Source organism: Legionella maioricensis (assembly GCF_023618015.1).
Taxonomy (GTDB): domain Bacteria; phylum Pseudomonadota; class Gammaproteobacteria; order Legionellales; family Legionellaceae; genus Legionella; species Legionella maioricensis.
Map to the genome: position 1 here is coordinate 1 of NZ_JAJKBJ010000012.1, position 24,862 is coordinate 24,862.

Here is a 24,862-nt window from a genome sequence, read left to right on the forward strand (position 1 = left end):
GGGATCAATGGTGATAGCTTCTTTTAATAATGATGCTAACTCTTTTTCAATGCGTGCAACATTTAATGTTTCCAATCCATGAGTGTAATAAGGAAGTAACGAACTTGGCGCACAGGAATGATAAAGCTCCACATATTTAAATTTATTACGGATAAATTTAAGTAACTCACTGACAGTTATGTTTTCTATAAAAATATGAGTCAACCATTCATCTTTCAATAAGCTAAAATCACTTAAATGGGGTAAATTAGAATTAATTGTAAACTCTGATCTTAAGAGTCCATCAATCAACTTAATAGTCTTTTTATCATGTATAAGAATGTTGTTCATGTAGATTGCTATTTTAGAACCTAAATGAATTATAGTGAAAATCTATAAAAATAATCTCTGTGTCTACAATATCATGAATTAGGAAGCAACCATAATGGCTATTTAGATTGTGACTATTAAATCGTTTTTAGGTATTGGGGAGACACACTATCTATTAATCGATTTAATAGACATAAAATCTTATGGGTTTAGGATATAGCTTTAATTTGCTAAGAAAACCTTAATTATATTAATTTGGTGCTCGAGGATAATTGTCGATAGCTTGCTTTAGGTGGATATGATAATACTCCTTCAAATTTTTTGGCATATCATATTTTTTATCAGATGGTAACTGAGAATAAATTTCATTGTACAAAGAACAGACTAAATCTAAACCCCCTTCAAGTTCTGGGATATTCATAATCATCTTATTATCGAGGTGAGCCACGAACTTATCCCGATAAATTTCTATTCTGTCATGATCATAGTTAAGAACAGTTTTTTTAAAGCTAGCTGGATCGCGAACAATATTTTCCCAGTGGTATTTATGGCTTTTAGGTTTTAAAAATAGTTTTGACCATTCCAAAATCGCCATATCTAAAAAGTTATTTTGTATAGTAATCCAAAATTCGTCTTGGTCTATAAATACTTTTTTATCAAAACCAGCTTTGTAGTAGGCATAGTTTTTAACAAAATATACACATAGAATTCCTGCTCGACGTAACTTTTGATTACGGCTCATAGGAATATGTCCCCTGTCTATGGCTGTTGAGAATATAACCGAGCTAATTATATTTCCCTTGAATGTGTCTATCCTGTTATTATCTAATAAATGCCAATTTAATTCTGTATACGTGTCATCCTTAGTTATAAACCCCTCGTGCTCTTGTCCATTACTATCAAGAGTTTTATATCTAATTTTACTTCCATTTTCTAATTCTACATACAAAGTTAAAGTATCTAATTTTTCACTTTCAATTTTAGACATTAATTCAAGACTATATTCATTAGTATTATTCATATTGAACTGATGTTTTCATTAACCTTATAAAATTATAGTTAAATATTGATATGATGTGATTTTGGGACACAATAAAACAACTTATATTCTTTCGTTTTGGCTTCCTCTACTGATATTTTTTATCTCTTCAAGAGCATTCTTTATTCTTTGTGAGAACCTATCATCATCACTTTCCCAGCAGGCAGTTTCTTTGTTTTGCATCCTTTCATCAATTGAACCTGTACTATTTATAAAATTATGTGCGTGGAATATTAATTGCGCATTTGCATCCTTTAGCTTTTTTAAAGGAGTTGAGAAATCCATATTTTCAAAGTGAGAGGCTTCTGCAAGTTGGAACTCTAAATTAGCAAAAGCCTCATGAATTCGGTTATACCTCGCTTCATAACTCATTTTTATAGCGGGCCACCCCTCTTCTTCAGAAATAGCCAAATAGATTCTAAAATCACGTATAGAATTTTCAAGACTGAAGGTAGATCTGAAAATTTCTTTTCTTAAGCAATAATTATTTTTAAAATCAAACTGTTTTTTCCATGAATTAATCCCATAAATTGCAAATAATGCTGCTAAGATGGTAGCAATATGGGAGAAAATTTCTATACTTTTTGTTATTTCTATACTTTTTGTTATACAGTCCATAAGGTCCATAAGGCCTCGTCCTCAACCAATAATTTATGTCCTCTTTCGGATTCTCTTGTTTCTGGATAAGAGTATCCGACTCCGATACCACTTGAGCTATGAGGCTGGTAAACTCATGTAGATTTGCCCGTTTGTTCTTCTTGCAAATTAAGCTCGTTTCTTATTATGATTTTGCCCATGAAATCATTGAAAGTACACAAGCAAGATTTGTAGCAAGTTTATCGTTTTTTGGGTAAGCGGTTAAGTAGTTAAATCTCTGATTTAAAAACATTACTTCATTGATGACCGAGCAAATAACTATTTATTATAAGGTCGTAAAACTCATATAATAAATGTATAAAGCTTATTAACAAAATTACACCTATTATGAAAGTGAATACAAAAATAATTAAAAAACCTAATATATTATCGAATTGGTCTCTAAGAGGGTAAAACCACAGATGATACATTGTTAGCCATGAAAAAAATGAATATCTTATGATAAGTACATTTATTCGCTGTTTTTCTTTGATACTTATTCTTTTATACTGTTTAGTATATTTACCAGAAATCTAATAACCAATAATCCCCGTAAAATAAAATAGTAAAAACAACAAAAGTATATTAGCCGGTATCGAATGAGTATAGGTTGTATGTGATAATGGTATAAAGCTTAAATATCCATATATACCTGCAATATCTACAATTAAACCAACTATTGAAGTAAAGGAAATAAAAGTTATCCTTATTCCATCATTTTTAGAACAATCGCTTGATCTTACTTAGCACATAAGGGATGGAGCACCAACCAACAATGCCCTCTATGATCAATGCCAATCCTAATGCAATATAAAAATATATTCCCATTCCAAACAGTGCTGCAATACACAGTGCTGCACCAATTATTGTCCGGTTGATCCGATCTGTTTTATCTATATTGCATGTAAATCTCATCTTGCTTTCCCTGTTAGATAACCAACTGTTTAACTCTCAAAAAGACCTTCTATGGTCGCCTGCATCTCAGCCTGACTGGGCTTTGCATATCGAAAAATTTCTTTAATGGATACATTTCCACTTAATTCTTGGGCAAAGTGAACACCATGTTTATCAGTGACTTTCTTCAAGAAAGTATGCCTTAATTTATGAGGAGTAAATTCAAATTTTTCATGTTCAGGTAAAAAAGCCAACGCTTGTTTTAAAACTCTTTGGCAAATCCGGTAAACATCCAAGGTTTGTAAACGCGTACCGTAACGTGTAATAAATAATGGATCATCTTTTTGAGGAGCCCTTTGTTCTAGATACTGATCCAAATATCCTCTGCTTTCTTGTGGTAAAGGAATTTTTTGACTGATACGTTTTGACTTATGACGTAGCACCTCGCACAGCCCTTTTTGTCGATACTGCCCCACATTTAAGGTTACTACTTCGGATTCACGAAGCCCTGTGCCTAAAAGTACATAAAATAGAGCTGTTTCCATTAAAGGATTTTGATTTTTACGAGTGCAACTTTTAATGCGTTGTTCACAGGCAGATTTTAACCTCATCAATTGTCTTGATGTTAACCCATTCCAATCTGGGGCATCCGTTTGTAAATCTTTAACCTGAGCTAAGGGGTCACCAGCCAGTAATGGTCTTTGCTGATGCAGCCATCGACCAACATGACGAATCGTTGCCATGGTACGATTAATTGACGTTGCTTTATATGGTTTGCCCGTTTTCTCCGAAATTGTCCTGATTAAATTTTTTTGAAACTGTTTACTGACTGCGGGAGTCCAACTATCTACTAAGTCATGCCCTACTTCCATTTGGAAAAATTGGATGAATTTGGCCAAGTCTTTCTTTTTTGCTTGCTCCGTTTTTTCAGGAGCTCCTTTCACATGCACGGAGTAATAATAGGACAACCAAGCAGAAAGTGAATTGGTATCAAAATGAACATCTAGGGGATGAAAAATCTTATCTATCACAAACTTTTGATTTTTCGAATTTTGGCGATCCAGTAACTCCATGACTTCCCTTTTTTATTTTTTCTCCATTATACCCTGTTTGTGATGGATAAGGTACGTTATCTATCTCAAAATAGTCCTCGGGCAAACAAATGCACATTTAAATAATTTTTTAATCATTTAGTGCTATTATATATAATAATGCTCAGTGAATATATGAAAATGCCCAGAAAATTTCCTGTCATACATGAAAAAGCTGTGATAGCTCATTCCCTTCAGGGAAGTCCAGTAGGAGAAGCGCCTAAAGCAGGTGATCCTCAACCTCTCTCTCTTATGCCTCCGCAAGAACGACAAGAAATGGCTGAACGATTAGAAAAAAGTATTTTTACCCTTATGGATGAAGCTAAGAATGCTCATGAAGCTAACAATCTTAAATATAATGATCCTGATCACATTACCCGCATGAGCACTAATGAGTTCTTTTTTTACACTAAAGAGCCGCTAACCTTAAAGGAATTTGAAGAATTACAAAACAAAATTGCAGAAAAGGCTAAAACCATGCCTGAAGGGGTGCAGTTAATACTCGGATCCTTTGGGGTAAAAACCGATGATGGAAAGGTAATGAATGTCGTACCACACATTAGTTGTGGTAACCCACCCGATTTCCATCTCATTGTCAAAAGTAATACCTCGGCCGTAGACGTCCGCTATAAAGAACCTGATGGTATCGGGGGCATGGATACACTTCCTATGTTGGATAGTCGTACACATAAATCATCAATGCCCATGCCACAAATTACCATTGATGGAAAAGTTAAAGACTTCAGCTTTAATAATATAGTGCCATGCAAAACGCCTGGTGGTACACAATTTTTAACAGCAATAGACATATGCTTAGACCACAGCTATGGCGTTGCCAAAAAAAACTATCTGGAGCTAGCAAAAAAAAATCCGGAAATATTAGAGCTACCCATTTCTCACGTTGTAGTATCCAATTGGATCCGCGTAGATAAAACTAAATGTCTTGGATCCGCTGTAATGCATGTTGATCCTGTCTGTTCACCACAAGCATGCAAACAAGACATCACCCAGCAGAAAGGTTCCTCACGAAAGTTAGCGTTCGGAAATGACTCTGTCACTATTTTTGATGTTGTTGGTGAGAAAGTTCATCTTCTCGTTGAGTATGTAAAAAATACTTATGCCTATAAGACGACCGATCCATCGGCAGGACGAGATCACAAGTCCTACACAGTTACCTTAGATAAAGTCGAATTCCAAAAATCGCAAACTAGCGCTGATTTTACCACTTTCAAAAATAAATATCAGGCTCATAAAGGTGATCATCTAAAAACTCTCATTTTAGAGGATTTGCAAAAACGAATTGAAGGGACTACTACAAAACAAGAATTAGCCGACTTAAAAGAAGAATTAATGCATTCCTATGAAGGGGATGTATTAAAGAAGAGTCAAGGCTGGTTTACCGAAAAATTTGGCCTTAAGACTTCTTCGCAAAAAGTACTAGAAAATATGCTGGAACAACAAGAAAAATATTTATCCGACACTAGTCCCAAATTATCAACTTAGGGACTAGACTGAAATAGGTTAAGCTACTATGAATAAAGATAATGAGGACAAAAATGAGACCCGAAATATCAACTAAAATAACTGCCTATCAAAATCCTATTAAAGTTAATCTTGCTGGATTAAAAATAAAAGATGATGAGATTTCAGAAATAATGGCCTATATAAAAGAAAATAAACCCACTGCTACCAAGATTGATTTGGATAATAATCTTATTACTGATAAAGGAGCAAAAACTTTAAGCGAATACTTTCGTGATTTTAATGATATGCAAGAAATTAGTATTCAGTTTAATAAGATAGGTAAATCAGGAGCTATTGAATTATTCCGTCTTAAGAATGATTTCTCTAGCCTAGACATTTTGTTTCATGGAAACAAAATTACTGATGTACGTGAAATGGATGACATTGAACAGTTAGCACGCTCAGAGACATACAGGCCTTAGGTAGTGTATTTTTGATGTAGATAATAAAGCAAGCGTAGGCTGGGCTGTAAATCCCCGTATGCAACCTTGTGCACTACCTGGAAATTGATTATTAACTTGAACAGAATATTTAATTCAAGTACCAGTCCATTCATCAGATCATTTGCTGGGCTTTACAGCCCAGCCTACTCTTGCTGTATTTAAATAAGTCAAAAATAACCAAAGAATGAAGAAATAAAAAAAGACTCTCAACCATGCATCTATTGATTAGCTTACAACTAATAGATGAATTTAAACCAATCAATGAAAATCCTAATCTTGGAAGAATTATAGATCAGTCATATTGCTAAGTTAGAATAGTTTTCTTAGATCTAATTTGATTCATTCTGAAAATAATCTATGCTTATAGTAATTATTAGTTGATGGAGAATTCAATGAAACAATCAAAAAAAGTACGTAGCAAAAAGCAAGCAAAAATTCAGCATGAAGAGTTAAAAGGTGTAAGTGGAGGCAGTCCAGACATTCGGGTTTGCACGGCAAAAAAAGATGGGATAAGGGTATGCACTGGACAAAGTCCAAGAAAATAATTGAACACCATTATTTGTTATTTAAATACTGGGGCCGAGTTCCATAGCATCCAGATTACAGGCCTACGACTCAAGATCATCTAATTAATTTTCCATTTCTTATCTCTGATTGATTTAGACCTTCGTAACTTGGAATAAATTCTCATTATAATGAAAAAATATACTTTATCCGTTAATGAGTTAGCAAGCGTAGGCTGGGCTGTAAAGCCCAGCATGCAACCTTGTGCATTACCAGGAAATTGATTATTAACTTGAAAACAGTATATTTAATTCAAGTGCCTGTCCATTCATCAGATCATTTGCTGTGCTTTACAGCCCAGCCTGCTCTTGCTTGATTCTTTGTAATGAGGCGCCTATTTAACTCCTCGATAACGATAAAAACGGCTCAAAAGAAATTGACTCTGATCAATAGTGAATTCGTTTGTGAATCGAACGCTACACACAATGACATTCCCATTCCTTTAATGTCACACATTACGACCGACTCACTATTTTTCTTTCTGCTAAAAAAACAAAATAATTACAAATAGCTTCTGACGGCGTATAGACTTTAACTTATTCCATTCATTTTAAATGATTCGCTTTAAGGACAATTACGATAAATGACTTTGATTCTATCCCAAGGTTCGAGGGGCATCATAAGCCACAGGATGACATAAGCAATAAAAGCAGCCCCGCCTGCTAGAAATAAAGCAACGAAAAAGATACGAATCCAAACGGGATCGATATTGAAATACTCCCCTAAACCGCCACAAACACCGGCAATTCTCCTGTTATAGCGAGAGCGAAAAAGCCTCTTATAGGTTGTATTCGTCTTGTACATATATTCCTCTAAAAAATCACTGTCTGTTACATAAAAAATTATAGACTAATATTTAACCAAATAAGCTGATTGACAACAATTAAACGATATTTTTTTCATGTGTTAATAACAAATCATTTAAAAACTAAAGATTAATTGATTATAGATAGTTAAAGATACGATTTTCTTAAGATGTAGGTTTATTGCTCGTATCAATTATCCTATCCACATCATCCTGTTTAATTCGATCCTTATTATGTAACTCTTCAAATTGTCTAGGGATTTCGGGGCTAAAAAAGCTCACTCTTGCCACCGTAGCAATATTTTTTTTGTTTGCTAAGCCTGCTTTCTTTAAGATAAGCAGACCTTCAGTTTTATTTTCACCATCGTTCCCCATTGCTTTAACCAGTAGGGCATAACTGTTAATGCAAGAGTACAGTCCATCGCTAAAGCCCGTTAAATGTGTATGCCATTCTATTTCTAGAAGTAGTTTAACAAGCTTTAAAAATTGTTCCTCAGAAAAATTAGTTTGAGTTTCAATATCATTTGACGTTGTTTGAGTAGCGAATTCTTTGAGTTTATTTATTTCTGCTGGCGTCTCGAGGAAGAGGCGAAAAATTAGTCCGTATCTTTTTTTCACCTCTTGTGGATAATTCTCAAAGGCTTTTTGAATGTCCGCTCTTGTTATTAACATATATTTCTTTTATTTAAAGTTAAGAAGAACTTATTAATGGAGCAATAAGATGCGGTTTCGGGATATTTTATTGGCATAAGCTCATAATACAATATTCAGGCTCTTCTGGAAAAAAACCGCACCCGGCTCCCATGAACATCTCATACATAGTGTGGATAAGAAGCTACAGCTATTTTTTGATTTTTTGTTCAATTCATAATCACACGAACAAATAATTATTTATTCCTGAGACTATCAATAATCTCATCGACATCCCTTCTCCTGCCAGGAAGAATAACACCAGGGAGCAATCCTTCGGAACCTCCAGAAATATTATTTAGCTCTTCTAATGATATTTTTTTATCAACTTTTCTTTGTGCTTTGCTAAAGTGGGCTTTACTGAATTTTTTCATGATGACTCCTCATAAGCATAACAATTTATTACGGCTTATCTCTAAAAACCACTCTAATCCTTGGACTAGATCGGGGAGCCACAGCACCCGTTTGAGGACCAGACTTGTCACTACCACCAGAAACAGTGTTTAATTCCTCTGGGACTATTTTTTTTCTGGATTTTTTTTGTGTTTTATTGGTTGTTTTCATAGCCACTCCTAATCATCAAGTAACTTCAATTTAAGTATAGTCAATCTGATTAATTATTGATCATGTAATTTTTTATAAATTAGGCTTCAGAAGTCCAGGGATGGGCCCAGTCATTGTTTCTGACTCAATTGTGACAAACATGTTCAGTTATTTGACATGCATTCATTATTTACTATAATTAAAGTGTAGGCATGATGTGGCGAAAGCCAATCGAGTTTACTGCGAAACCACCTTAGGGTGGTTTCTGTCATATGAAGCCTATTAAATGATTCAAAGTGCGCCAATAATGGCAAGAGTAGCTTGCTTGTTTTCAACCAGGCTAGGTAAGATCATCCTCAATGCGCGGAATAAGAACGTAACGAAAAATCAGGCACAAACTTGCTGCAATTATCCATGACCATGAAGAATACTCATACGCATCAGAAAGCACAAAGTAATTGATATACATTTGTACAAGATCAATCAGGGTGTAAATGAACGCTGAAAACCAAATAAGATTACGATCGTGTTTGTTCCTAAATTGAGTGAGAACATACCAAAGTAAGCCTAAAAGAATGACAGAGGTGGCCAGTAAGAGGTCATTTTGGTAATGCATAAAGTCGGCTATAGCATCCGCACCTGTATGAAAAATGAGGCCGTAACAAATCCCTAACAAAAAATACCGTTGTTGCGCGAACTTTAAAGCGGCCAGGTAAAAAATCGAGGCGATCAAGCCTGAATAGATGTGAAAAGTGTGGATGGTTAAGGAGTTAGCGTGCCCATTATCAGACCCACATCGAAGGCATGATCAATGTCAATCAAATTGGCAGCAACATACCAAAAACAAGAGGTTTAAAAGGACTCTTCATCACTGCGTAAGATAGTGTAGCCACAGTTATAGAAATAGCGACATGCTGGAATAGCCACATAGTTTATTTTCTCTGGCTCCTGATAGTTTTTTTAGAATAACAATAATTTAGGGTTGAAGTCCAAGGTAAACAAAGAGAAAGTCTTTGCAAAATAAAACATAAAGACGGTTAATTCGAAGTCTCGTATTTTTCAATTTTACTTGCTTAAAACAACTTTTTATCCCATAACTTGTCGCATCCCAATTATATGTTTGTCATAATGTTTTATCTGTACCTTTCAAAATGATTTATGCAATGCAGTGCGAACCCAATAATGCATTTACCTATAATTACAAACAACCTGACGAATATCATTTTAGCCTGGATTCAATTCACCTTGCGAGATTTGTCGCATCACAATTGAAATTCCACACAGATCTTGGTTCATTACGTATCTTAGATCTCTGCGCAGGCTGCGGAGTCATTGGGATTGAACTATCCTGGCATCTTCAAGCAATCCGGCAGATTGATTTTATTGAGATCCAGGATATTTATACTGAATATTTTTATCAAAACGTGGCTAACGTCAATCGACCTGAATTGCAATTTCACTGGCATCTTTTAAATTATGATGAATTACGTGAAAAAAAATGGGAAGGAACATTTGATTTGATCATCAGTAATCCACCCTATTTCCAACTAGGCCACGGAATGCTTTCCCCTTCCGAATTTAAAAACCGTTGTCGATTTTATTTAGACAGCTCTTTTCAGAGTTATATTCGAGCACTAGAAAATTCGCTTGCAAATCAGGGTAAAGCTTATTTTTTATTACGCCCATTAAAACATCATGGTCTTGATTTATTTGCTGATATACAAAAAATACTACAGGAAACCTCAGCAACAGCAAAAAAAATATCGCATATCCGTGGCACAGATATTATTTTATTAGAAAAACTAAAATGAAATGCTAGAAAGTACTTCCTGCACTATTTCCGATTGCTTATTTTCGAAGGTTGAAGCAGGTATAGAAATTATTGGTAGTAATTTCGGCAATTTCTGCGTAATCCATACCGCGGAGATTAGCTATAGCTTCAGCAACATACTTAACCAGTGCCGGATGATTTTGTTTGCCTCGATAAGGCACTGGTGCCAAATACGGGGAATCTGTTTCAATTAATATTCTATCTAAAGGGATTTGCCTTGCTACATCTTGCAAGACAGTGGCATTCTTAAAAGTCACAATTCCTGAAAAAGAAATATAAAAATTCAAATCAATTGCTCTTCGAGCAATGTCCAGATCCTCGGCAAAGCAATGCATTACCCCACCAATTTGTTGCGCATTTTCTTCTGCCATCAACTGCAAGGTATCTTCTGCGGCTTGACGAGTATGTATAATTAAGGGTTTTGAGGTAATTAATGCCGCTCTTATATGCTCCCTAAATCTTGCTCGTTGTAATTCCTGTGCTTCCTCTGTATGGGTCCTGTAATAATCAAGGCCGGTTTCACCCAAAGCAATGCAGGCTGGATTTGCAGCTAAATCACAAAGCATTTTTGCTGTAACCGGATAGTCCATTTCACTGTTGGGATGAACGCCGACAGAAATACTAATATTGGGGTTATTAGCGGCCAGGAGCTCTAATTGAGGATAGTCGCTCAACTCAACACAGACACATAAAAAATGCTCAACACCATTATCCTTCGCTCTGGATAATACCTGAGAGATGTCATTATTAAACTCAGCTAAATCTAAAAAATTTAAATGGCAATGTGAATCAACTAACATTTAAGACCTCAAAAAAAATTTCACTCCAACATCTCAACAAACTGTCTATGTCTAATACAAAACCCCATACGATGTTTGATGGATATTAAATGGTATCAGTTAACTGGGTAGATTTAAGCATTCCGGCTAAATAAGTTTCTATCTTATTACATAAATATCGGCTATTTTCACCAATAAATTGAACCCCTATTCCCGTTGGTTTATTTCCTTGTGAACACTTGGGGGTGATCCATACTACTCTAGCATTAATCTGGTAAGGCTCAACTTCATTAATTAACTTAAGTGACAGTTGTAATTCTTTACCCAAAGGGTAAACATGATTTGTTCTTAAAAAAAGCCCTCCACCTTTAACAAAAGGCATGTAGGCGAGATATAAAAGCGCTTCACTGGGAAATGAACAGTTTATCAATTGAACATTTTCAGCCATAGCCCCTCCATGTATAAGCTAAGCCTCTGGTACTAAAGAAAATAATAAATCTTCCAAGACCAAAGTTTGATTTACATTCATATTATGGCTGATTTTTCTTAATAAAGTATTGATTTTATCAATTTGCATAAAAATCAAGACCGGATTTAATAAGGATAATAACCTGGCTAATTGATTGCTGGCAGGTCCAGTAGTACCACGGGTATTCAAATGCATGTACTGTAATTGTGAATAAACCAAGTATAAAAACCACAACATAGTACTCAACTCAAATTGGCTCCATTGAGAAGCTAAAATACAAGGATGCTCTCTTCGTTCAAGCAAGGCAACCAAGCCATCTAAAATCGACTCTGCCTGGCTTATAATCAAGGACCGATCAGACTCAGGAGGGTATTGCTCCCCAAGTTTTAGCAGATTATTGCGATATGAATCTTCAGACGAAGAAAACGATATAATCTGACAACGACTTAAAACAGTAGGTAATACCGTACTTAATTGCTGCGCTACTAAGATAAAAATCGTGTGTTTTGCTGGCTCTTCCAGAATTTTTAATAAAGCATTAGCTGATGCGGTATTCATTCGATCAGCCCCCTCAATCACTATTAATTTAAAATTCGCACGTTGAGGGGTTAGGTATGCGGAGTTTTGTAATTCTCTGATTTGATCAATTTTAATGGCACCACCACTTTTTTCTGGTTTAACCCATTCCACATCAGGGTGTTCCATACGATGAATCATCTGACAATCATTACATTTTAGACAAGGTTCATTGGCTTTTTGGTTGCAAAGAAATAATTGCATTACTTTAGTAACAAAATCGCCTAAAGCACAGTGCAAAGGGCCAACAAATAGCATGGACTGGGCAATACGTTGCTCTTGCAGCGCTGACTGAATTTGCTTCCATTGCGTTTGATGATTAATCATGCATGATGCTCTATGAATTGAGTCATTGTTTGTTGAATGGCGATCGTCACTTCCTGCAATGAACGGCTAGCATCTATGATAAAAATATTAGGATCCGCTTTAATATATTGAATATAAGTTTCATGGACCCTATGGAAAAAATCTATAGCTTGCTGCTCGATTCTATCAAATTTTCCTCTTAACTTTGCTCTTTCCATACCTAACTCAGGATTTATATCTAAATACAAGGTCAGATCAGGTTTAAAGCCATTCAGGCAAAAAGAGGATAATGTTTTAATCATGTTGGGGTCTAATCCTCGTCCCCCTCCTTGATATGCCATAGTAGATAATTCAAATCGATCTGCTATTACCCAATAACCTTGTTGCAAAGCGGGTTTAATTACTTGCTCAACTAATTGAATTCTTGCAGTATAAAGCAATAATAATTCACTTCTATCATCCAGAACATCACTATACTCAGGGTTTTTAATAATAGTTCTTAATGTCTCACCTATGGCTGTTCCGCCTGGTTCGCGAGTAGTAATCGTCTTGATATCCAGTTGAGACAGGAGATCAATTACGATATTCACTGCTGTAGATTTCCCAGCGCCTTCTAGGCCTTCAATTACGATTAATTTCCCAGCTGACATTAAGAATCCTTGTGTCGATATTGCTCAATAGCTTGTCTTTGCTGCTCATAGGTTTCTGAAAATTGATGAGAACCATCGCCCTTCGCGACAAAGTATAAGTAATTTGATAATTGAGGATGAGAAGCAGCATCTATAGCTTCTTTTCCAACCATAGCAATCGGTGTAGGGGGTAAGCCTCTGTATAGATAGGAATTATAAGGAGAGTTAACTTGCATGTCATTATGAGACAATTTCCCTTTATAATCATTTCCCAAACCATAAATTACCGTAGGATCCATTTGCAAGGGCATTTTTTTCTTTAACCGGTTAACCATGACCCCGGAAATGATCTTTCTTTCTTGAGATATCGCTGTTTCTTTTTCAATTATTGAAGCAGCAATGAGCAATTCATATGGCGTCTTATAAGGTAAATCAGCTGCCCGATGAGCCCAGGCATTATTGAGATAGTTGATTAAATTTTTATGAGCCTGCTCTAACAGCGTGCGACTGCTGCTTCCTCCTCGATATTGATAGGTATCTGCAAGCAATAATCCCTCCGCATTGGGATGACCGTCTTTAATGATAAGCCAATCGTCAGGATGATATTCTAAATATTTAGCGTTTATTAAATCTTGAGAGATCTTTTGTTGGGTAGTCCCTTCAATCACCGTAAAATTTTGCGTTAATACGTCACCTGTTACTACCTTGTGCAAAAGTTGCATTGCCGTTTCACCGGGATTAATTTGATAAACACCCGCTTTTAATTGATGAGATAACCCTTCAAAGCGAATTATTAATAAAAAAAGTCTGGTCGAATGAATTAAATGCTTCTCTTTTAAAAGAGAAGCAAACTTCGATGCAGATGCAGATGGATCAATACTAATGATCATAGGAGGGTTTTTCACGGGAATAAGAGGCGTTACAACTAAGCTATAAATATTCCAGGATATAATTAAAAAAGACATAAAAATGGCTGTAAGAATATAAATTATCAGTTTTTTATGTCTTGGGTGTTCCATTTAAATCCGCTTAAATAACAAGCTACCGTTTGTTCCACCAAAGCCCAGTGAATTACTTAAAACATAATTAATTGTTCTTTTTTGAGGTTTATGTGCCACATAATTCAAATCACATCCTTCATCAGGATTGTCTAAATTAATTGTTGGTGGAGCGATTTGATCTCTGATTGCCAAAATACTAAAAATCGCCTCTACAGAACCTGCTGCCCCTAATAAATGGCCGGTCATTGATTTTGTAGAGCTAACCGCTAAATCGTATGCATGTTCTTTAAAAATACGTTTAATCGCTTTTGTTTCATTCATATCATTAAGATAGGTCGAAGTACCATGTGCATTTATATAATCCACTTGAACTGTGTCTATATTTGCATCATGTATTGCCGCTTCCATAGCGCGAGCAGCACCATCTGCGTCTTCGTCAGGTGCCGTGATATGATAAGCATCACCCGACATGCCAAAACCAACCAACTCGGCATAAATTTTAGCACCACGAGCCTTCGCATGCTCATATTCCTCTAAGACAAGAATACCAGCACCTTCGCCCATAACAAATCCATCTCTATCTTTATCCCAAGGCCTTGACGCTTTTTCAGGTTCATCATTACGCTTGGATAGAGATCTTACAGCTGAAAAGCCCGCTAAACATAAGGGAGTTGTGGTCATTTCTGCGCCACCGCAAACCATAACATCTGCGTCACCATAAGCAATAATACGACCGGCAAGACCAATATTGTGAGTACCCGTAGTACAGGCTGTAACTACAGAAATATTGGGGCCTTTAAGATTATGCTTAATGGAAATTTGTCCAGCAACCATGTTAATTATGCCTGCTGGAATAAAAAAAGGAGAAACTTTACGGGGGCCACCGGAAACCAGTTTGTCTTGATTATTGGTTATAGTTTGAATACCACCTATACCTGCACCAACAGCAACACCAGTGCGACGTGACAAGGCTTCATTCATTATCAATCCAGAATCAAGCATTGCCTCATCAGCAGCCGCAATACCATATTGGGTAAATACATCCATTTTTCGAGCATCTTTGAGAGGTACATGGTTCTCAATGTTAAAATTCTTGACCTTGGCCCAAATTTTAGTTGAGTAATCACTAGTATCAAAATCATCCACCAGCGCTACACCACTAACACCAGCCAATATATTCTGCCAAGTTTCTTTTACATTAAGGCCGACAGGGGTAAGCATCCCCATACCGGTAACAACCACGCGCCGCTTGTTCAATGAAAGCTCCTCAAAAAAATTAAGCTTCTTCTTTATTCATATTAGATTCAATGTAATCAATCGCTTCTTGAATCGTTGTGATTTTTTCAGCTTTTTCATCAGGAATTTCTGTCTCAAACTCTTCTTCAAGAGCCATTACCAATTCCACAGTATCAAGAGAATCAGCACCCAAATCGTCAACAAATGACGCATCGTTTTTTAATTCTTCTTCTTTAACGCCCAATTGTTCAACAACAATTTTGCGGACACGATCTTCAACTGTACTCATAACTTAATTTTCCTCTTTCGGTTGATAGAAATAATTTTAAAATACTGACGGCTAGTTTATTCAATTATACAGATAACGCAAGTGCATTTAATTCATATACATACCGCCATTGACATGAATTGTTTCACCTGTAATATATTTAGCACTGTCTGATGCTAAAAAAACTACAGCATCAGCTACATCTTCTGCTTGTCCTAATTTACGCAGAGGAATTCTTTTTAGCATTTCTTCTTTAACCATATCTGGCAATGCAGTAGTCATATCTGTATCAATAAAGCCAGGAGCAACCACATTAACAGTAATTCCTCTACTACCAATTTCCTGAGCTAAAGACTTGGAAAAACCAACAACGCCTGCTTTGGCAGCAGTATAGTTAACCTGGCCTGAGTTTCCACTCGCACCTACAACGGAACCTACAGAAATTATACGTCCCCAACGCGCTTTAAACATGGGTTTTAAACACGCTTTGGACATTCGATATATAGAACTCAAATTTGTTTCAATTACTTTGTACCATTCTTCATCGTCCATACGCAATAACAGATTATCTGCTGTAATACCCGCATTATTAACGAGTATTGAAGGATATTGATTATTATCTGCAAAGAAGGACATTAAAGCATCCACCTGGTCTGCTTTGGTTACATCAAGAACCACTCCTTTCCCGGCCAGTTTTTCTTTCTCAAGAAAAGAATTTATTAAGTCTGCACCTTGTTCTGTGGTCGCGGTTCCATATACAAAGGCACCAGCTTTTGCCATTTTAAGAGCAATAGCTTGTCCTATGCCACGACTTGCCCCCGTAACTAATGCAATTTTCCCCTCTAAATTTATCATTAAAGTTCCTCTCCAGCTGGAATAAGTAGTTGCTCTATGACCTGATCCATACTAATTGTGTCATAAACACTAATCGCATTTAAACTCCGCTCTATTCTTTTAGACAGTCCACTTAATACTTTACCTGGACCGCATTCTACAACAAGCTCTACGCCATGATTTTTAAACATTTGTATGGTCTCAACCCAACGCACAGGGCTATAAAGCTGCTCTTTTAGTTTTTCTCTTATGTGCTGAGCTGAATTGTAGATACTTAAATCAACATTACTCACAACATCAATAGAAGGATTTTTAAATTTAGTTTGTGCAAGACTATCAGCGAATAACTCTGCCGCTTCAGACAATAATGGACAATGACAAGGCACACTAACTGGAATTATTTTCGCTAAGCGAGCACCAGCCTCATCAGCTAAGGCAATAAGTCTTTCTACTGCAGGTGTATGACCTGCTACAACAACCTGTCCAATAGCATTATAATTTGCAGGTGAAACGAATTGATTTGTCTGGCTGGCCTGCTCACAAAGAGTTTTAACCTGTTCATCAGCTAATCCGATAATTGCTGCCATAGCTCCAATGCCTAAAGGTATCGCCTGCTGCATTACTTGCCCTCTTCGAGCGACTAATCGGGCCGCGTCAGTTAAGGACAAAGAATCGGCACATACTAATGCCGCATACTCACCCAGACTATGTCCTGCCATAATGAGAGGGGAAGATACTCCTTGTTGCAGTAATAATTTATATATTGCTACATCTGCAGTCAGCATGACAACTTGTGTGTTTTCTGTTTGATTAAGCTTTTCTGCCGGTCCATTTTGAACTAATTGCCAAAGATCATAACCTACCGCATCTGATGCTTCTGCAAAAAGGTCAGTAACAATTGAGTATTGTGGTACAAAATCAGACAACATGCCTACAGATTGCGATCCTTGTCCAGGAAATACAAATGCTGTTTTTACCATATCAGAAAAACCCTTAAAATTTAAATTAATTATTAGTAACGAATAACCATTGCGCCCCAAGTCATTCCACCACCAAATGATTCGATTAATAACAGCTCATCTCTTTTTATAAGATTGTTTTTAATCGAATAATCAAGTGCTAAAGGTATGGACGCAGCTGAAGTATTGCCCTGATTACCAATAGTCACTATGACTTGTGACATAGGGAGTGATAATTTTCTTGCTATAGCTTGAATAATACGTATGTTTGCTTGATGTGGTATTAACCAGTTGATATCGGATTTTTTCAATTCACTAATTTCTAAAACTTCATCAACGATGTCACCCATTATATTGACGGCAATTTTAAAAACTTCATTTCCGCGCATGCCTATAGTTGCGCGTTCATCATCAAAGGTACCATTACGAAGAGTTAATAATTTATCTGCATCATATGCTGAATGTAATACACTCCCCATAATGCCTTTCCGGTCACTAGCGCTTAGTACAACTGCTCCTGCCCCATCACCAAATAAAATACATGTGGAGCGATCAGTCCAATCTAAAGCTCTGGACATACTTTCGCTACCAATCACCATGATATTTTTTGCAGCACCGGATGTAATATATTGTTTGGCAATATCCATTGCATAGACAAAGCCACTGCAAGCAGCACTTATGTCAAAAGCTGGAATAGATCTTTTAATTTTTAACGCGTATTGAACATGACACGCGACACTTGGGAAAAAATGGTCAGGAGTACATGTTGCTACCAGTATTAGATCAATTTCCTCAGCATCAAGGCCTGAGGCGGCAAGCGCTCGCTCTGCTGCTTTGGAGGCCATAAAAGAAGTGGTTTCATGCGCTTCCGCTATACTGCGACTATGAATTCCTGTCCGGGAAACTATCCACTCATTATCTGTATCAAGTGTTTTTTCTAAATCAGCGTTAGTAATTTGCCTCTCAGGAGAATAACTCCCAGTGCCACTGATGACAGCATTATTCATAACAACAATCCCTGATTTATAAAATCGTTTATTTGATCGCGTACTAAATCTACAACATTATTTTTTACTTCAAGAACAGCTTGTTCAATAGCAAATTCAAAACCTAATTCATCGGCTCCACCGTGGCTTTTAATAACAATACCATTTAAACCAAGCATACTGGCGCCATTATATCGTGATGGATCTAAACGTTTTTTTAAATGATTTAATGCAGGTAAGGCTATTAGTCCAGAAATTTTAGTAAGCCAATTTCTATTAAATGACTCTTTAAGTAAATTTAATAATAATTTTGCGATGCCTTCACTTGCTTTTAAAGCAACGTTACCCACAAAACCATCGCAAACCACTAAATCAACATCACCTGAATAAAAATGATCGCCTTCAACATAGCCCACATAATTCATCACCGAACACTCTGCAAGCATATGCGCGGTACGTTTGACCTGATCATTTCCTTTAATTTCTTCAACACCAATATTTAGCAAAGCAATTTTAGGTTTTGGTTTATTTTCAATAGCCTGAATTAACGCCGATCCCATCACTGCAAACTGAAATAAATGTTCAGCACATGAATCAACATTAGCGCCTAAATCAATGACCCAGGTTTTGCCCTTCATCGTTGGCAATTCAGAAACTATAGCAGGCCGGTCTATTCCTGGTAATGTTTTTAAAACATAGCGGGCTGTTGCCATCAAAGCACCTGTATTACCAGCGCTGACACAAGCTTGAGCGTTGCCTTCTTTAACCAGATTAATAGCCACTCGCATAGAAGAATCTTTTTTATTGCGTAACGCATGCGAAGGCAACTCATCCATACCCACCACTTCAGAGGCATGCGCTATGGATAATTGTTTCGAAGACAAGACCCCGTGCTTTTTCAAACAAGCACTGACCTTGTCTTGTACTCCGACTAGTATGATATTTAAATCAGGATTTTTTTTAGCTGCACGAATGCAGGCAGGAATCACTACATTTAATCCATGATCCCCACCCATTGCATCTACAGCAATGGTGATGTTTTTCAAGAATATTACTCTTGTTCGTCGTAAGCAGTATCGTTATCAAGAATTTTTTTACCGCGATAGTAACCATCTTCGGTCATGTGATGACGACGATGCGTTTCACCAGTAGTTGGATCAACTGAAAGTGTTGGCATACCTAACTTATCGTGTGAACGACGCATATCACGACGTGAGCGTGATTTTTTATTTTGTTGTACAGCCATTGTATTACTCCTAAACAATTTGCATTCATAAAGCGGGAATATTACCGATATTTTAACTTCAATCCAAGTATTAAATGCACAAAATATCAATAAGATTCATTTTTTTCTGTTAAAAATTGATTTATTTCACTATCACAATCGTTAATGTCAGGGTGAAATTGAGGAGCATAGAGATGCAACTCATCGACAACCAGTTCCTCCAAATCAACCTGCCAATTGGATGAAACGATACATTCGTATTGTTCCAGCAACTGCTCAGCCCGTTCATCACTTCGGCAAACAGCAATAACTGTGTGATTATCATAAGGTGTAGCAAACTCTTGCATGCAACGTTGACATACGCTTGTTAAATTGCCAGACACCTCTAGATAAATCAAATAAAAATCATCTTTAGCTTCAACATGGTAACTCACCGTTAAATGGCATGGTGTTATAAGAAAAGCAGGTAATCGCTCATTTACGGTAAGTGATGTAACTTTTTGACCATATTTAACTATTTCGGGTAAATGAAGCATACTTCAGACATCCAAAAACCGTACATTATCCAAGAATTTATAATAATTATCAAATTTATTAGTAAACGCCAGCCCCATTAGAGTGTTCAAAATGGGATGAGGGTTGCTCTGCTCACTGGAAAACAGTATTCAACGAATATGTGATATTATTAAAATCCATGATAAAAAGGAGGGAACGAACTATGGAATTAAGGAAAAAGAATTCGCTAAGCAATAAAAAAAGAAAGCATTTTCTTATACGCTCAACACTTTTGATTGGCTTATGGGGTCTAGGGGCTAATCTTTTTGCAGTCCCGGTTACCAGTGGACAACTGGTTATAATAAATGGTTTAGGTAACTCCTCTACAACAGGCAATGTTGGCACATCAGCGTCAAGTATTTCAGTGGTTGTATCTGATTCAACGGGGCCCTGCTCAACCATATCAAGCGTAGTTTATAATGGAACCGCTGTTATCAAATGGTCGTCTACAGCCGTACATAGTGCGACCGTCTGCACCGGAATTTCCTCAGTAGCAATAACTCCACTTAAGACAATGATTGGGACTATTTCCACTATTGTGTACGATTCCGTTAATACTACAACGGTCCCTGCCCTTACTGCCACTGCACCAATAACCTACTTGCCGCCGACAACTGCGTATGCCAATTTAAGTTTGATTGTAACTGGCGCCGGTGTTCCAGCCTCATCTGTACCTGCCTCAGCTACCGTATGGGGCGTTGGCGCTGCGACTGCACCGGTTTTCGATGTAGGAAATGGCTCTTTAACTAACGTAGGTGTCCCTGGCGGTATAGGAGCTGGTGGATTAAAAGCAGAAAAAGTGATGAGACGTTATGCCGTTATCCCTATGTAAAAAATCGAATAAATAATAGAGTACTGGTACAAATGCAGAAAACTTCATCCCGAGCATAGCGAGGGATCTCCTGGATGAAGGGAGATCCTTCGTCGCATGCTCCTCAGGATGACAGCGATAAGAGGCGTATTGTAATAACTCACTTCAAAAAACACCTCCAATTTTCTCTACTTTTATGAGATAATGAACAATTTGCAGTTACTTTTTGCATCTTTTTAAAGCGATATCACTATTTATGAAAGCTAAAGTTATTGTTGGTATGTCTGGAGGGGTTGATTCTTCTGTCGCAGCCTGGCTATTAAAAGAACAAGGTTATCAGGTCGAAGGCTTGTTTATGAAAAACTGGGAACAAGACGATGCAGATGGATTTTGTCCGGCAGCCCAGGATCTTGCTGATGCTCAAGCTGTATGCAATCAATTGCGTATCCCCCTTCACAGCGTCAACTTTTCAGAACAATACTGGGACCGAGTATTCGCTCATTTTTTGCATGAGTATGAAAAAGGAAGAACTCCAAATCCTGATGTGTTATGCAATAAAGAAATAAAATTCAATGCTTTTTTAAATCATGCCTTAACTCTTGGCGCAGATTATATAGCCACAGGACATTATGCCAAAAATAAAATTGTCGGAGATGTTGGTTACTTATATAAAGCAAAAGACAGAGACAAAGATCAAACGTACTTTCTACACGCTGTAGAACCTGAAGCATTGGCAAAAACGTTATTTCCAATCGGAGATTATAATAAACCGCAGATTAGAGAGTTTGCAAAAGAGCTTGGTTTAGTAACTCATGCAAAAAAAGACTCTACCGGAATTTGTTTTATCGGTGAAAAACGATTTAAATCTTTCCTAAAAGAATTTATTCTCGCAAAACCTGGTGACATTAAAAATATGAATGGCGAGATTTTAGGAAGGCATGATGGTTTAATGTTCTATACCCTTGGTCAGCGCCAAGGCCTGGGAATTGGTGGTCTGCAAAACGCAACAGATGAACCTTGGTACGTGGTTGATAAAGACGTTGTATCGAATACTTTATACATTGCCCAGGGAAGCCAACATCCAATGCTTTATGCTCAGGGTTTAATATGTAGCCCAATACATTGGCTGGCGAATTGTAAAGATAACCTGCCTTTAACCTGCTACGCAAAAACAAGATACAGACAAGCAGAACAAGGATGTATGATCTCACCCATGGATAAAGATCAGCATTATGTAATGTTTTCAAGTCCTCAAAGGGCTGTGACCCCTGGGCAATATGTGGTTTTCTATGACAAAAACCAATGTTTAGGAGGAGCCACTATAGAACAAATCATTAGATAAATTTTGCTTATACTTCACCTGGCTCTAAAATGAGGTTTTTTAGCCCTACAAAGTATATAATTATTATAGAATGGGTTTTGATACTCGTTTTATTATTAAACCGGAGTTAATTATGGCTGCTATTGATGTGTCCCCTACTGTCAACGATATCTCTTTTTCTGTAAGTGCTGCCGATAAAGTAGCAGAACTAATTAAAGAAGAAGATAATTTCAATCTTAATTTACGCGTGTCAATCACTGGGGGCGGCTGTTCTGGTTTTCAGTATGGATTTAGTTTTGATGAGGAAATCAACGAGGATGACACGATTATTGAACAACTCTGTTCCGACAATAAGTCGACAGTCAAACTTCTTATTGACTCAATGAGTTATCAATATTTACATGATGCGGAAATTGATTACATTAAAGGAATACAAGGCGAACAGTTTGTCATTAGGAATCCTAATGCAAAAACCACTTGTGGATGTGGTTCATCGTTTAGTATGGATGATGAAGACGATCTGTAAATAAAAACATGAAACAAAAAACACACTAGGAAATCCTTTCATAGTGTGTTTTTTATATCTGCGGAAGTACTGCAAATAGCCTCATTAATAAGGCTTAATAATAACCCTGGTTCCTATATGCATAAAATTCTGGCTTAGCCATCTTGCATCGCTGGGAGATACCCGTACACAACCATGACTGGCATTATAATTGGGTAACTCATAAGAGCCATGCACTGCATAATATTTACTAAAAAACATACAGTAAGGCATAGGGGCACCGCCTCTTCCTACCGGAAAACGACTGGAGCGACAACCAGGCCCTCCCTTACTAATGACTCGGAATACCCCAGAAGGCGTTTTACATCCTCTATGAATATCAGGACAATAATGTCTTCCTCCCGAACCTCGACCCGACCGCACTACCTTACCATTTGCATTTATTGCTTTCCACGACAGAGTATTAGGATTAAAAATAAAAGTATTTCCTGCCGCATAACCAGTGCTCAAAAAAATGGCAGAAAATAGAATTATTGAAATACGAGATAAGAGTGTAAAGCTAAAATTGGACTGTTCCATAATTATTCCTATTTATTCCTTCACACTCTTATATTAGTTTAAATTTTAAACAAATCAAATAAAACAAATCCATTTGTAGCTGTCTTAGACTGATAATTCAACAAAATCTTCATATAAATAAGTTATTTGAAGGCAATTTGCGATTTCTTGTTCTACTATTTAATTGATACCAAAAATAAGGATAACTCATCATGTCAAGGAAATTTCTTATAGCCACAACAATTGCACTAAGTAGTGCTTTTGTACCATTTATTTCGAATGCTGAAACGTCCGGCACAAGCACACAAACAAACGCTCAATCAGAGATGCCCAAAGACAATTGGTTAAATTCTATGGCCCCAATGCTACCTGATCTAATTTGTAAGGGTTTTATACAAGATGCGGATTTAAAAAAACGCTTCGATGAAATTAAAATGACCTATGAAAAATGCGTGTCTTTAATTCCTGACAGTGCAAAAAAATGCCAGGATCAAATATACGCCAGTATTCCTGATAAAATAAACAGCGAATCTGCTGGTACTTGGGGCAGAACGTTGGGTGAATGCATTGGCAGAGATTTTGCTGAAAAATATTTGGTTCCCAAAAGCTAATCACGTAACACTATATTGAGTAATCCAACATTCTCATCGGTAGACTTGACGCTACCGATGAAGCAACATAGGTTGGGCTCCCAACCCCGCTGCTTGTTTCCCGTGTATTTCAGTATGTTACAAAAACGCTTACAAAAATCAATCAACCGGCTCCGTTGCTTGCTCTTCCCAGTGATTTATTCCTGATTTTTTCGCCAAGAAATTTACAAACTCCTGGTGCAAAGTTAACTCTTCATCGCTTGCCTTTAACACCACTGGATTAGCCAAATTAAGGGCATAAATTTCTTGCGTTTTACTTTTTAAATCAGTGGAGGCAGATTCAACTTCAGCAAATAAACTGGATTGACCGCCAGTCATTGCCAAATAGACGAAAGCCAGGATTTCCGCATCAAGTAAAGCTCCATGCAGCTGGCGATTGGAGTTATCTACATCATAGCGTTTGCATAAAGCATCCAAGCTATTGCGTTGCCCGGGGTGTTTTTCTCGTGCGAGCGTTAAAGTATCAAAAATAGTGCAATAGTCTTCTAATTTTTTCTGCCACTTAACGTGTTTGAGCTCGGAATTAAGAAATCCCACATCAAATGGTGCATTATGAATAATTAGCTCAGCTCCACCGACGAATTGTAAAAACTCAGAAACTATGTCTTCAAATAACGGCTTATCCTGTAAAAACTCAGAACTGATCCCGTGAACACGAAAAGCACCTTCATCAACCAAACGTTGCGGATTAATATAAACATGGTAATGCTTTCCAGTTAATTTTCTATCAATTAACTCAACACAACCAATTTCAATTACTCTATGGCCCTGTTCAGGGCCTATGCCGGTAGTCTCTGTATCTAAAATAATTTGTCGAATCATCTT

32 protein-coding genes are annotated in these 24,862 nt (G+C 36.9%); 8 read left to right on the forward strand and 24 right to left on the reverse strand.

The genetic code is table 11. The features are described from left to right. From LOX96_RS10670 to LOX96_RS10690, 5 genes are all read right to left on the reverse strand, one after another. Window positions 1–330, reverse strand: a 330-nt coding sequence (locus LOX96_RS10670) for a hypothetical protein (RefSeq protein WP_250456368.1), incomplete at its 3' end; no start/stop codon positions are given. A 229-nt stretch (window positions 331–559) separates the two neighbouring features. Next, the gene (locus LOX96_RS10675) at window positions 560–1,330 is read right to left on the reverse strand and encodes a hypothetical protein (RefSeq protein ID WP_250421461.1); all 771 of its coding nucleotides are present in this window, start codon (window positions 1,328–1,330) and stop codon (window positions 560–562) included. A gap of 81 nt (window positions 1,331–1,411) precedes the next feature. Continuing rightward, window positions 1,412–1,975 carry a hypothetical protein gene (locus tag LOX96_RS10680; protein ID WP_250421462.1) on the reverse strand — a complete coding sequence of 188 codons (564 nt, stop codon included), beginning with the start codon at window positions 1,973–1,975 and terminating at the stop codon, window positions 1,412–1,414. A gap of 729 nt (window positions 1,976–2,704) precedes the next feature. Next, window positions 2,705–2,899 (reverse strand): YgaP family membrane protein, encoded by a 195-nt coding sequence (locus LOX96_RS10685; protein ID WP_250421463.1) that lies wholly within the window; start codon window positions 2,897–2,899, stop codon window positions 2,705–2,707. Between the two features lie 29 nt (window positions 2,900–2,928). Then, window positions 2,929–3,951 (reverse strand): tyrosine-type recombinase/integrase, encoded by a 1,023-nt coding sequence (locus LOX96_RS10690; protein WP_250421464.1) that lies wholly within the window; start codon window positions 3,949–3,951, stop codon window positions 2,929–2,931. A 159-nt stretch (window positions 3,952–4,110) separates the two neighbouring features. Here LOX96_RS10690 and LOX96_RS10695 point away from each other — a divergent pair, with 159 nt between their 5' ends. The 3 genes from LOX96_RS10695 to LOX96_RS10705 all read left to right on the forward strand — a co-directional run bounded on the left by LOX96_RS10695 (window position 4,111) and on the right by LOX96_RS10705 (window position 6,481). Beyond that, complete coding sequence (locus LOX96_RS10695) at window positions 4,111–5,472, forward strand: hypothetical protein (protein WP_250421465.1); 1,362 nt, start codon at window positions 4,111–4,113, stop codon at window positions 5,470–5,472. Between the two features lie 53 nt (window positions 5,473–5,525). Continuing rightward, complete coding sequence (locus tag LOX96_RS10700) at window positions 5,526–5,915, forward strand: leucine-rich repeat domain-containing protein (RefSeq protein ID WP_250421466.1); 390 nt, start codon at window positions 5,526–5,528, stop codon at window positions 5,913–5,915. A gap of 413 nt (window positions 5,916–6,328) precedes the next feature. Then, the gene (locus LOX96_RS10705) at window positions 6,329–6,481 is read left to right on the forward strand and encodes a hypothetical protein (RefSeq protein ID WP_250421467.1); all 153 of its coding nucleotides are present in this window, start codon (window positions 6,329–6,331) and stop codon (window positions 6,479–6,481) included. Window positions 6,482–7,064: 583 nt separating this feature from the next. On the opposite strand, the gene LOX96_RS10710 is transcribed toward LOX96_RS10705, so the two are convergent. The 4 genes from LOX96_RS10710 to LOX96_RS10725 form a co-directional block, all read right to left on the reverse strand. Next, a complete protein-coding gene (locus tag LOX96_RS10710; RefSeq protein WP_250421470.1) occupies window positions 7,065–7,304 on the reverse strand; it encodes a PspC domain-containing protein in 240 nt (79 codons plus the stop codon). A gap of 166 nt (window positions 7,305–7,470) precedes the next feature. Continuing rightward, a complete protein-coding gene (locus tag LOX96_RS10715; protein WP_250421471.1) occupies window positions 7,471–7,977 on the reverse strand; it encodes a hypothetical protein in 507 nt (168 codons plus the stop codon). A gap of 215 nt (window positions 7,978–8,192) precedes the next feature. Next, complete coding sequence (locus LOX96_RS10720; protein WP_250421473.1) at window positions 8,193–8,369, reverse strand: hypothetical protein; 177 nt, start codon at window positions 8,367–8,369, stop codon at window positions 8,193–8,195. A gap of 28 nt (window positions 8,370–8,397) precedes the next feature. Next, a complete protein-coding gene (locus LOX96_RS10725; protein ID WP_250421474.1) occupies window positions 8,398–8,559 on the reverse strand; it encodes a hypothetical protein in 162 nt (53 codons plus the stop codon). 1,130 nt (window positions 8,560–9,689) lie between these two features. Here LOX96_RS10725 and LOX96_RS10730 point away from each other — a divergent pair. Then, window positions 9,690–10,349, forward strand: coding sequence for a methyltransferase (locus tag LOX96_RS10730; RefSeq protein WP_250421476.1), 660 nt, complete (start codon window positions 9,690–9,692; stop codon window positions 10,347–10,349). Window positions 10,350–10,386: 37 nt separating this feature from the next. On the opposite strand, the gene LOX96_RS10735 is transcribed toward LOX96_RS10730, so the two are convergent. The 13 genes from LOX96_RS10735 to LOX96_RS10795 form a co-directional block, all read right to left on the reverse strand. Continuing rightward, a complete protein-coding gene (locus LOX96_RS10735) occupies window positions 10,387–11,169 on the reverse strand; it encodes a TatD family hydrolase (RefSeq protein ID WP_250421477.1) in 783 nt (260 codons plus the stop codon). An 85-nt stretch (window positions 11,170–11,254) separates the two neighbouring features. Continuing rightward, window positions 11,255–11,596, reverse strand: a complete 342-nt coding sequence (locus LOX96_RS10740) for a PilZ domain-containing protein (RefSeq protein WP_250421478.1) — start codon at window positions 11,594–11,596, stop codon at window positions 11,255–11,257. Between the two features lie 18 nt (window positions 11,597–11,614). Further along, window positions 11,615–12,520: a DNA polymerase III subunit delta' gene (locus LOX96_RS10745; protein WP_250421479.1), complete on the reverse strand. Its 906-nt coding sequence runs from the start codon at window positions 12,518–12,520 to the stop codon at window positions 11,615–11,617. Next, on the reverse strand, window positions 12,517–13,149 hold the full coding sequence (tmk, locus tag LOX96_RS10750; protein ID WP_250421480.1) for a dTMP kinase: 633 nt from the start codon (window positions 13,147–13,149) through the stop codon (window positions 12,517–12,519). The genes LOX96_RS10745 and tmk overlap by 4 nt, the downstream gene beginning before the upstream one ends. Then, the gene (gene mltG, locus LOX96_RS10755; RefSeq protein ID WP_250421481.1) at window positions 13,149–14,147 is read right to left on the reverse strand and encodes an endolytic transglycosylase MltG; all 999 of its coding nucleotides are present in this window, start codon (window positions 14,145–14,147) and stop codon (window positions 13,149–13,151) included. The genes tmk and mltG overlap by 1 nt, the downstream gene beginning before the upstream one ends. Next, window positions 14,148–15,386 carry a beta-ketoacyl-ACP synthase II gene (gene fabF, locus LOX96_RS10760; protein ID WP_250421482.1) on the reverse strand — a complete coding sequence of 413 codons (1,239 nt, stop codon included), beginning with the start codon at window positions 15,384–15,386 and terminating at the stop codon, window positions 14,148–14,150. 19 nt (window positions 15,387–15,405) lie between these two features. After that, a complete protein-coding gene (gene acpP, locus LOX96_RS10765; RefSeq protein ID WP_045095368.1) occupies window positions 15,406–15,654 on the reverse strand; it encodes an acyl carrier protein in 249 nt (82 codons plus the stop codon). A gap of 87 nt (window positions 15,655–15,741) precedes the next feature. Next, on the reverse strand, window positions 15,742–16,488 hold the full coding sequence (fabG, locus tag LOX96_RS10770) for a 3-oxoacyl-ACP reductase FabG (protein WP_250421483.1): 747 nt from the start codon (window positions 16,486–16,488) through the stop codon (window positions 15,742–15,744). Continuing rightward, complete coding sequence (gene fabD / locus LOX96_RS10775; protein WP_250421484.1) at window positions 16,488–17,447, reverse strand: ACP S-malonyltransferase; 960 nt, start codon at window positions 17,445–17,447, stop codon at window positions 16,488–16,490. The genes fabG and fabD overlap by 1 nt, the downstream gene beginning before the upstream one ends. A 32-nt stretch (window positions 17,448–17,479) precedes the next feature. Further along, on the reverse strand, window positions 17,480–18,433 hold the full coding sequence (locus tag LOX96_RS10780) for a beta-ketoacyl-ACP synthase III (protein ID WP_250421486.1): 954 nt from the start codon (window positions 18,431–18,433) through the stop codon (window positions 17,480–17,482). Continuing rightward, complete coding sequence (gene plsX / locus LOX96_RS10785) at window positions 18,430–19,458, reverse strand: phosphate acyltransferase PlsX (RefSeq protein WP_250421487.1); 1,029 nt, start codon at window positions 19,456–19,458, stop codon at window positions 18,430–18,432. Before plsX ends, LOX96_RS10780 begins: the two co-directional genes overlap by 4 nt. A 5-nt stretch (window positions 19,459–19,463) precedes the next feature. Next, the gene (gene rpmF, locus LOX96_RS10790; RefSeq protein ID WP_250421489.1) at window positions 19,464–19,658 is read right to left on the reverse strand and encodes a 50S ribosomal protein L32; all 195 of its coding nucleotides are present in this window, start codon (window positions 19,656–19,658) and stop codon (window positions 19,464–19,466) included. 86 nt (window positions 19,659–19,744) lie between these two features. After that, complete coding sequence (locus tag LOX96_RS10795; RefSeq protein ID WP_250421491.1) at window positions 19,745–20,173, reverse strand: YceD family protein; 429 nt, start codon at window positions 20,171–20,173, stop codon at window positions 19,745–19,747. 182 nt (window positions 20,174–20,355) lie between these two features. On the opposite strand from LOX96_RS10795, the gene LOX96_RS10800 reads away from it, so the two are divergent. From LOX96_RS10800 to erpA, 3 genes are all read left to right on the forward strand, one after another. Then, a complete protein-coding gene (locus tag LOX96_RS10800) occupies window positions 20,356–21,024 on the forward strand; it encodes a hypothetical protein (protein ID WP_250421493.1) in 669 nt (222 codons plus the stop codon). Window positions 21,025–21,259: 235 nt separating this feature from the next. Then, on the forward strand, window positions 21,260–22,345 hold the full coding sequence (gene mnmA, locus LOX96_RS10805) for a tRNA 2-thiouridine(34) synthase MnmA (protein ID WP_250421494.1): 1,086 nt from the start codon (window positions 21,260–21,262) through the stop codon (window positions 22,343–22,345). A gap of 112 nt (window positions 22,346–22,457) precedes the next feature. Then, on the forward strand, window positions 22,458–22,850 hold the full coding sequence (gene erpA / locus LOX96_RS10810; protein WP_250421496.1) for an iron-sulfur cluster insertion protein ErpA: 393 nt from the start codon (window positions 22,458–22,460) through the stop codon (window positions 22,848–22,850). 84 nt (window positions 22,851–22,934) lie between these two features. Here the strand turns inward: erpA and LOX96_RS10815 are convergent, their stop codons facing one another. Further along, the gene (locus LOX96_RS10815) at window positions 22,935–23,408 is read right to left on the reverse strand and encodes a L,D-transpeptidase (protein WP_250421497.1); all 474 of its coding nucleotides are present in this window, start codon (window positions 23,406–23,408) and stop codon (window positions 22,935–22,937) included. Between the two features lie 191 nt (window positions 23,409–23,599). Here LOX96_RS10815 and LOX96_RS10820 point away from each other — a divergent pair, with 191 nt between their 5' ends. Further along, a complete protein-coding gene (locus LOX96_RS10820) occupies window positions 23,600–23,998 on the forward strand; it encodes a hypothetical protein (RefSeq protein ID WP_250421498.1) in 399 nt (132 codons plus the stop codon). Between the two features lie 138 nt (window positions 23,999–24,136). Here the strand turns inward: LOX96_RS10820 and dnaQ are convergent, their stop codons facing one another. Further along, window positions 24,137–24,856: a DNA polymerase III subunit epsilon gene (gene dnaQ, locus LOX96_RS10825; protein ID WP_250421586.1), complete on the reverse strand. Its 720-nt coding sequence runs from the start codon at window positions 24,854–24,856 to the stop codon at window positions 24,137–24,139. Window positions 24,857–24,862 lie beyond the last annotated feature (6 nt).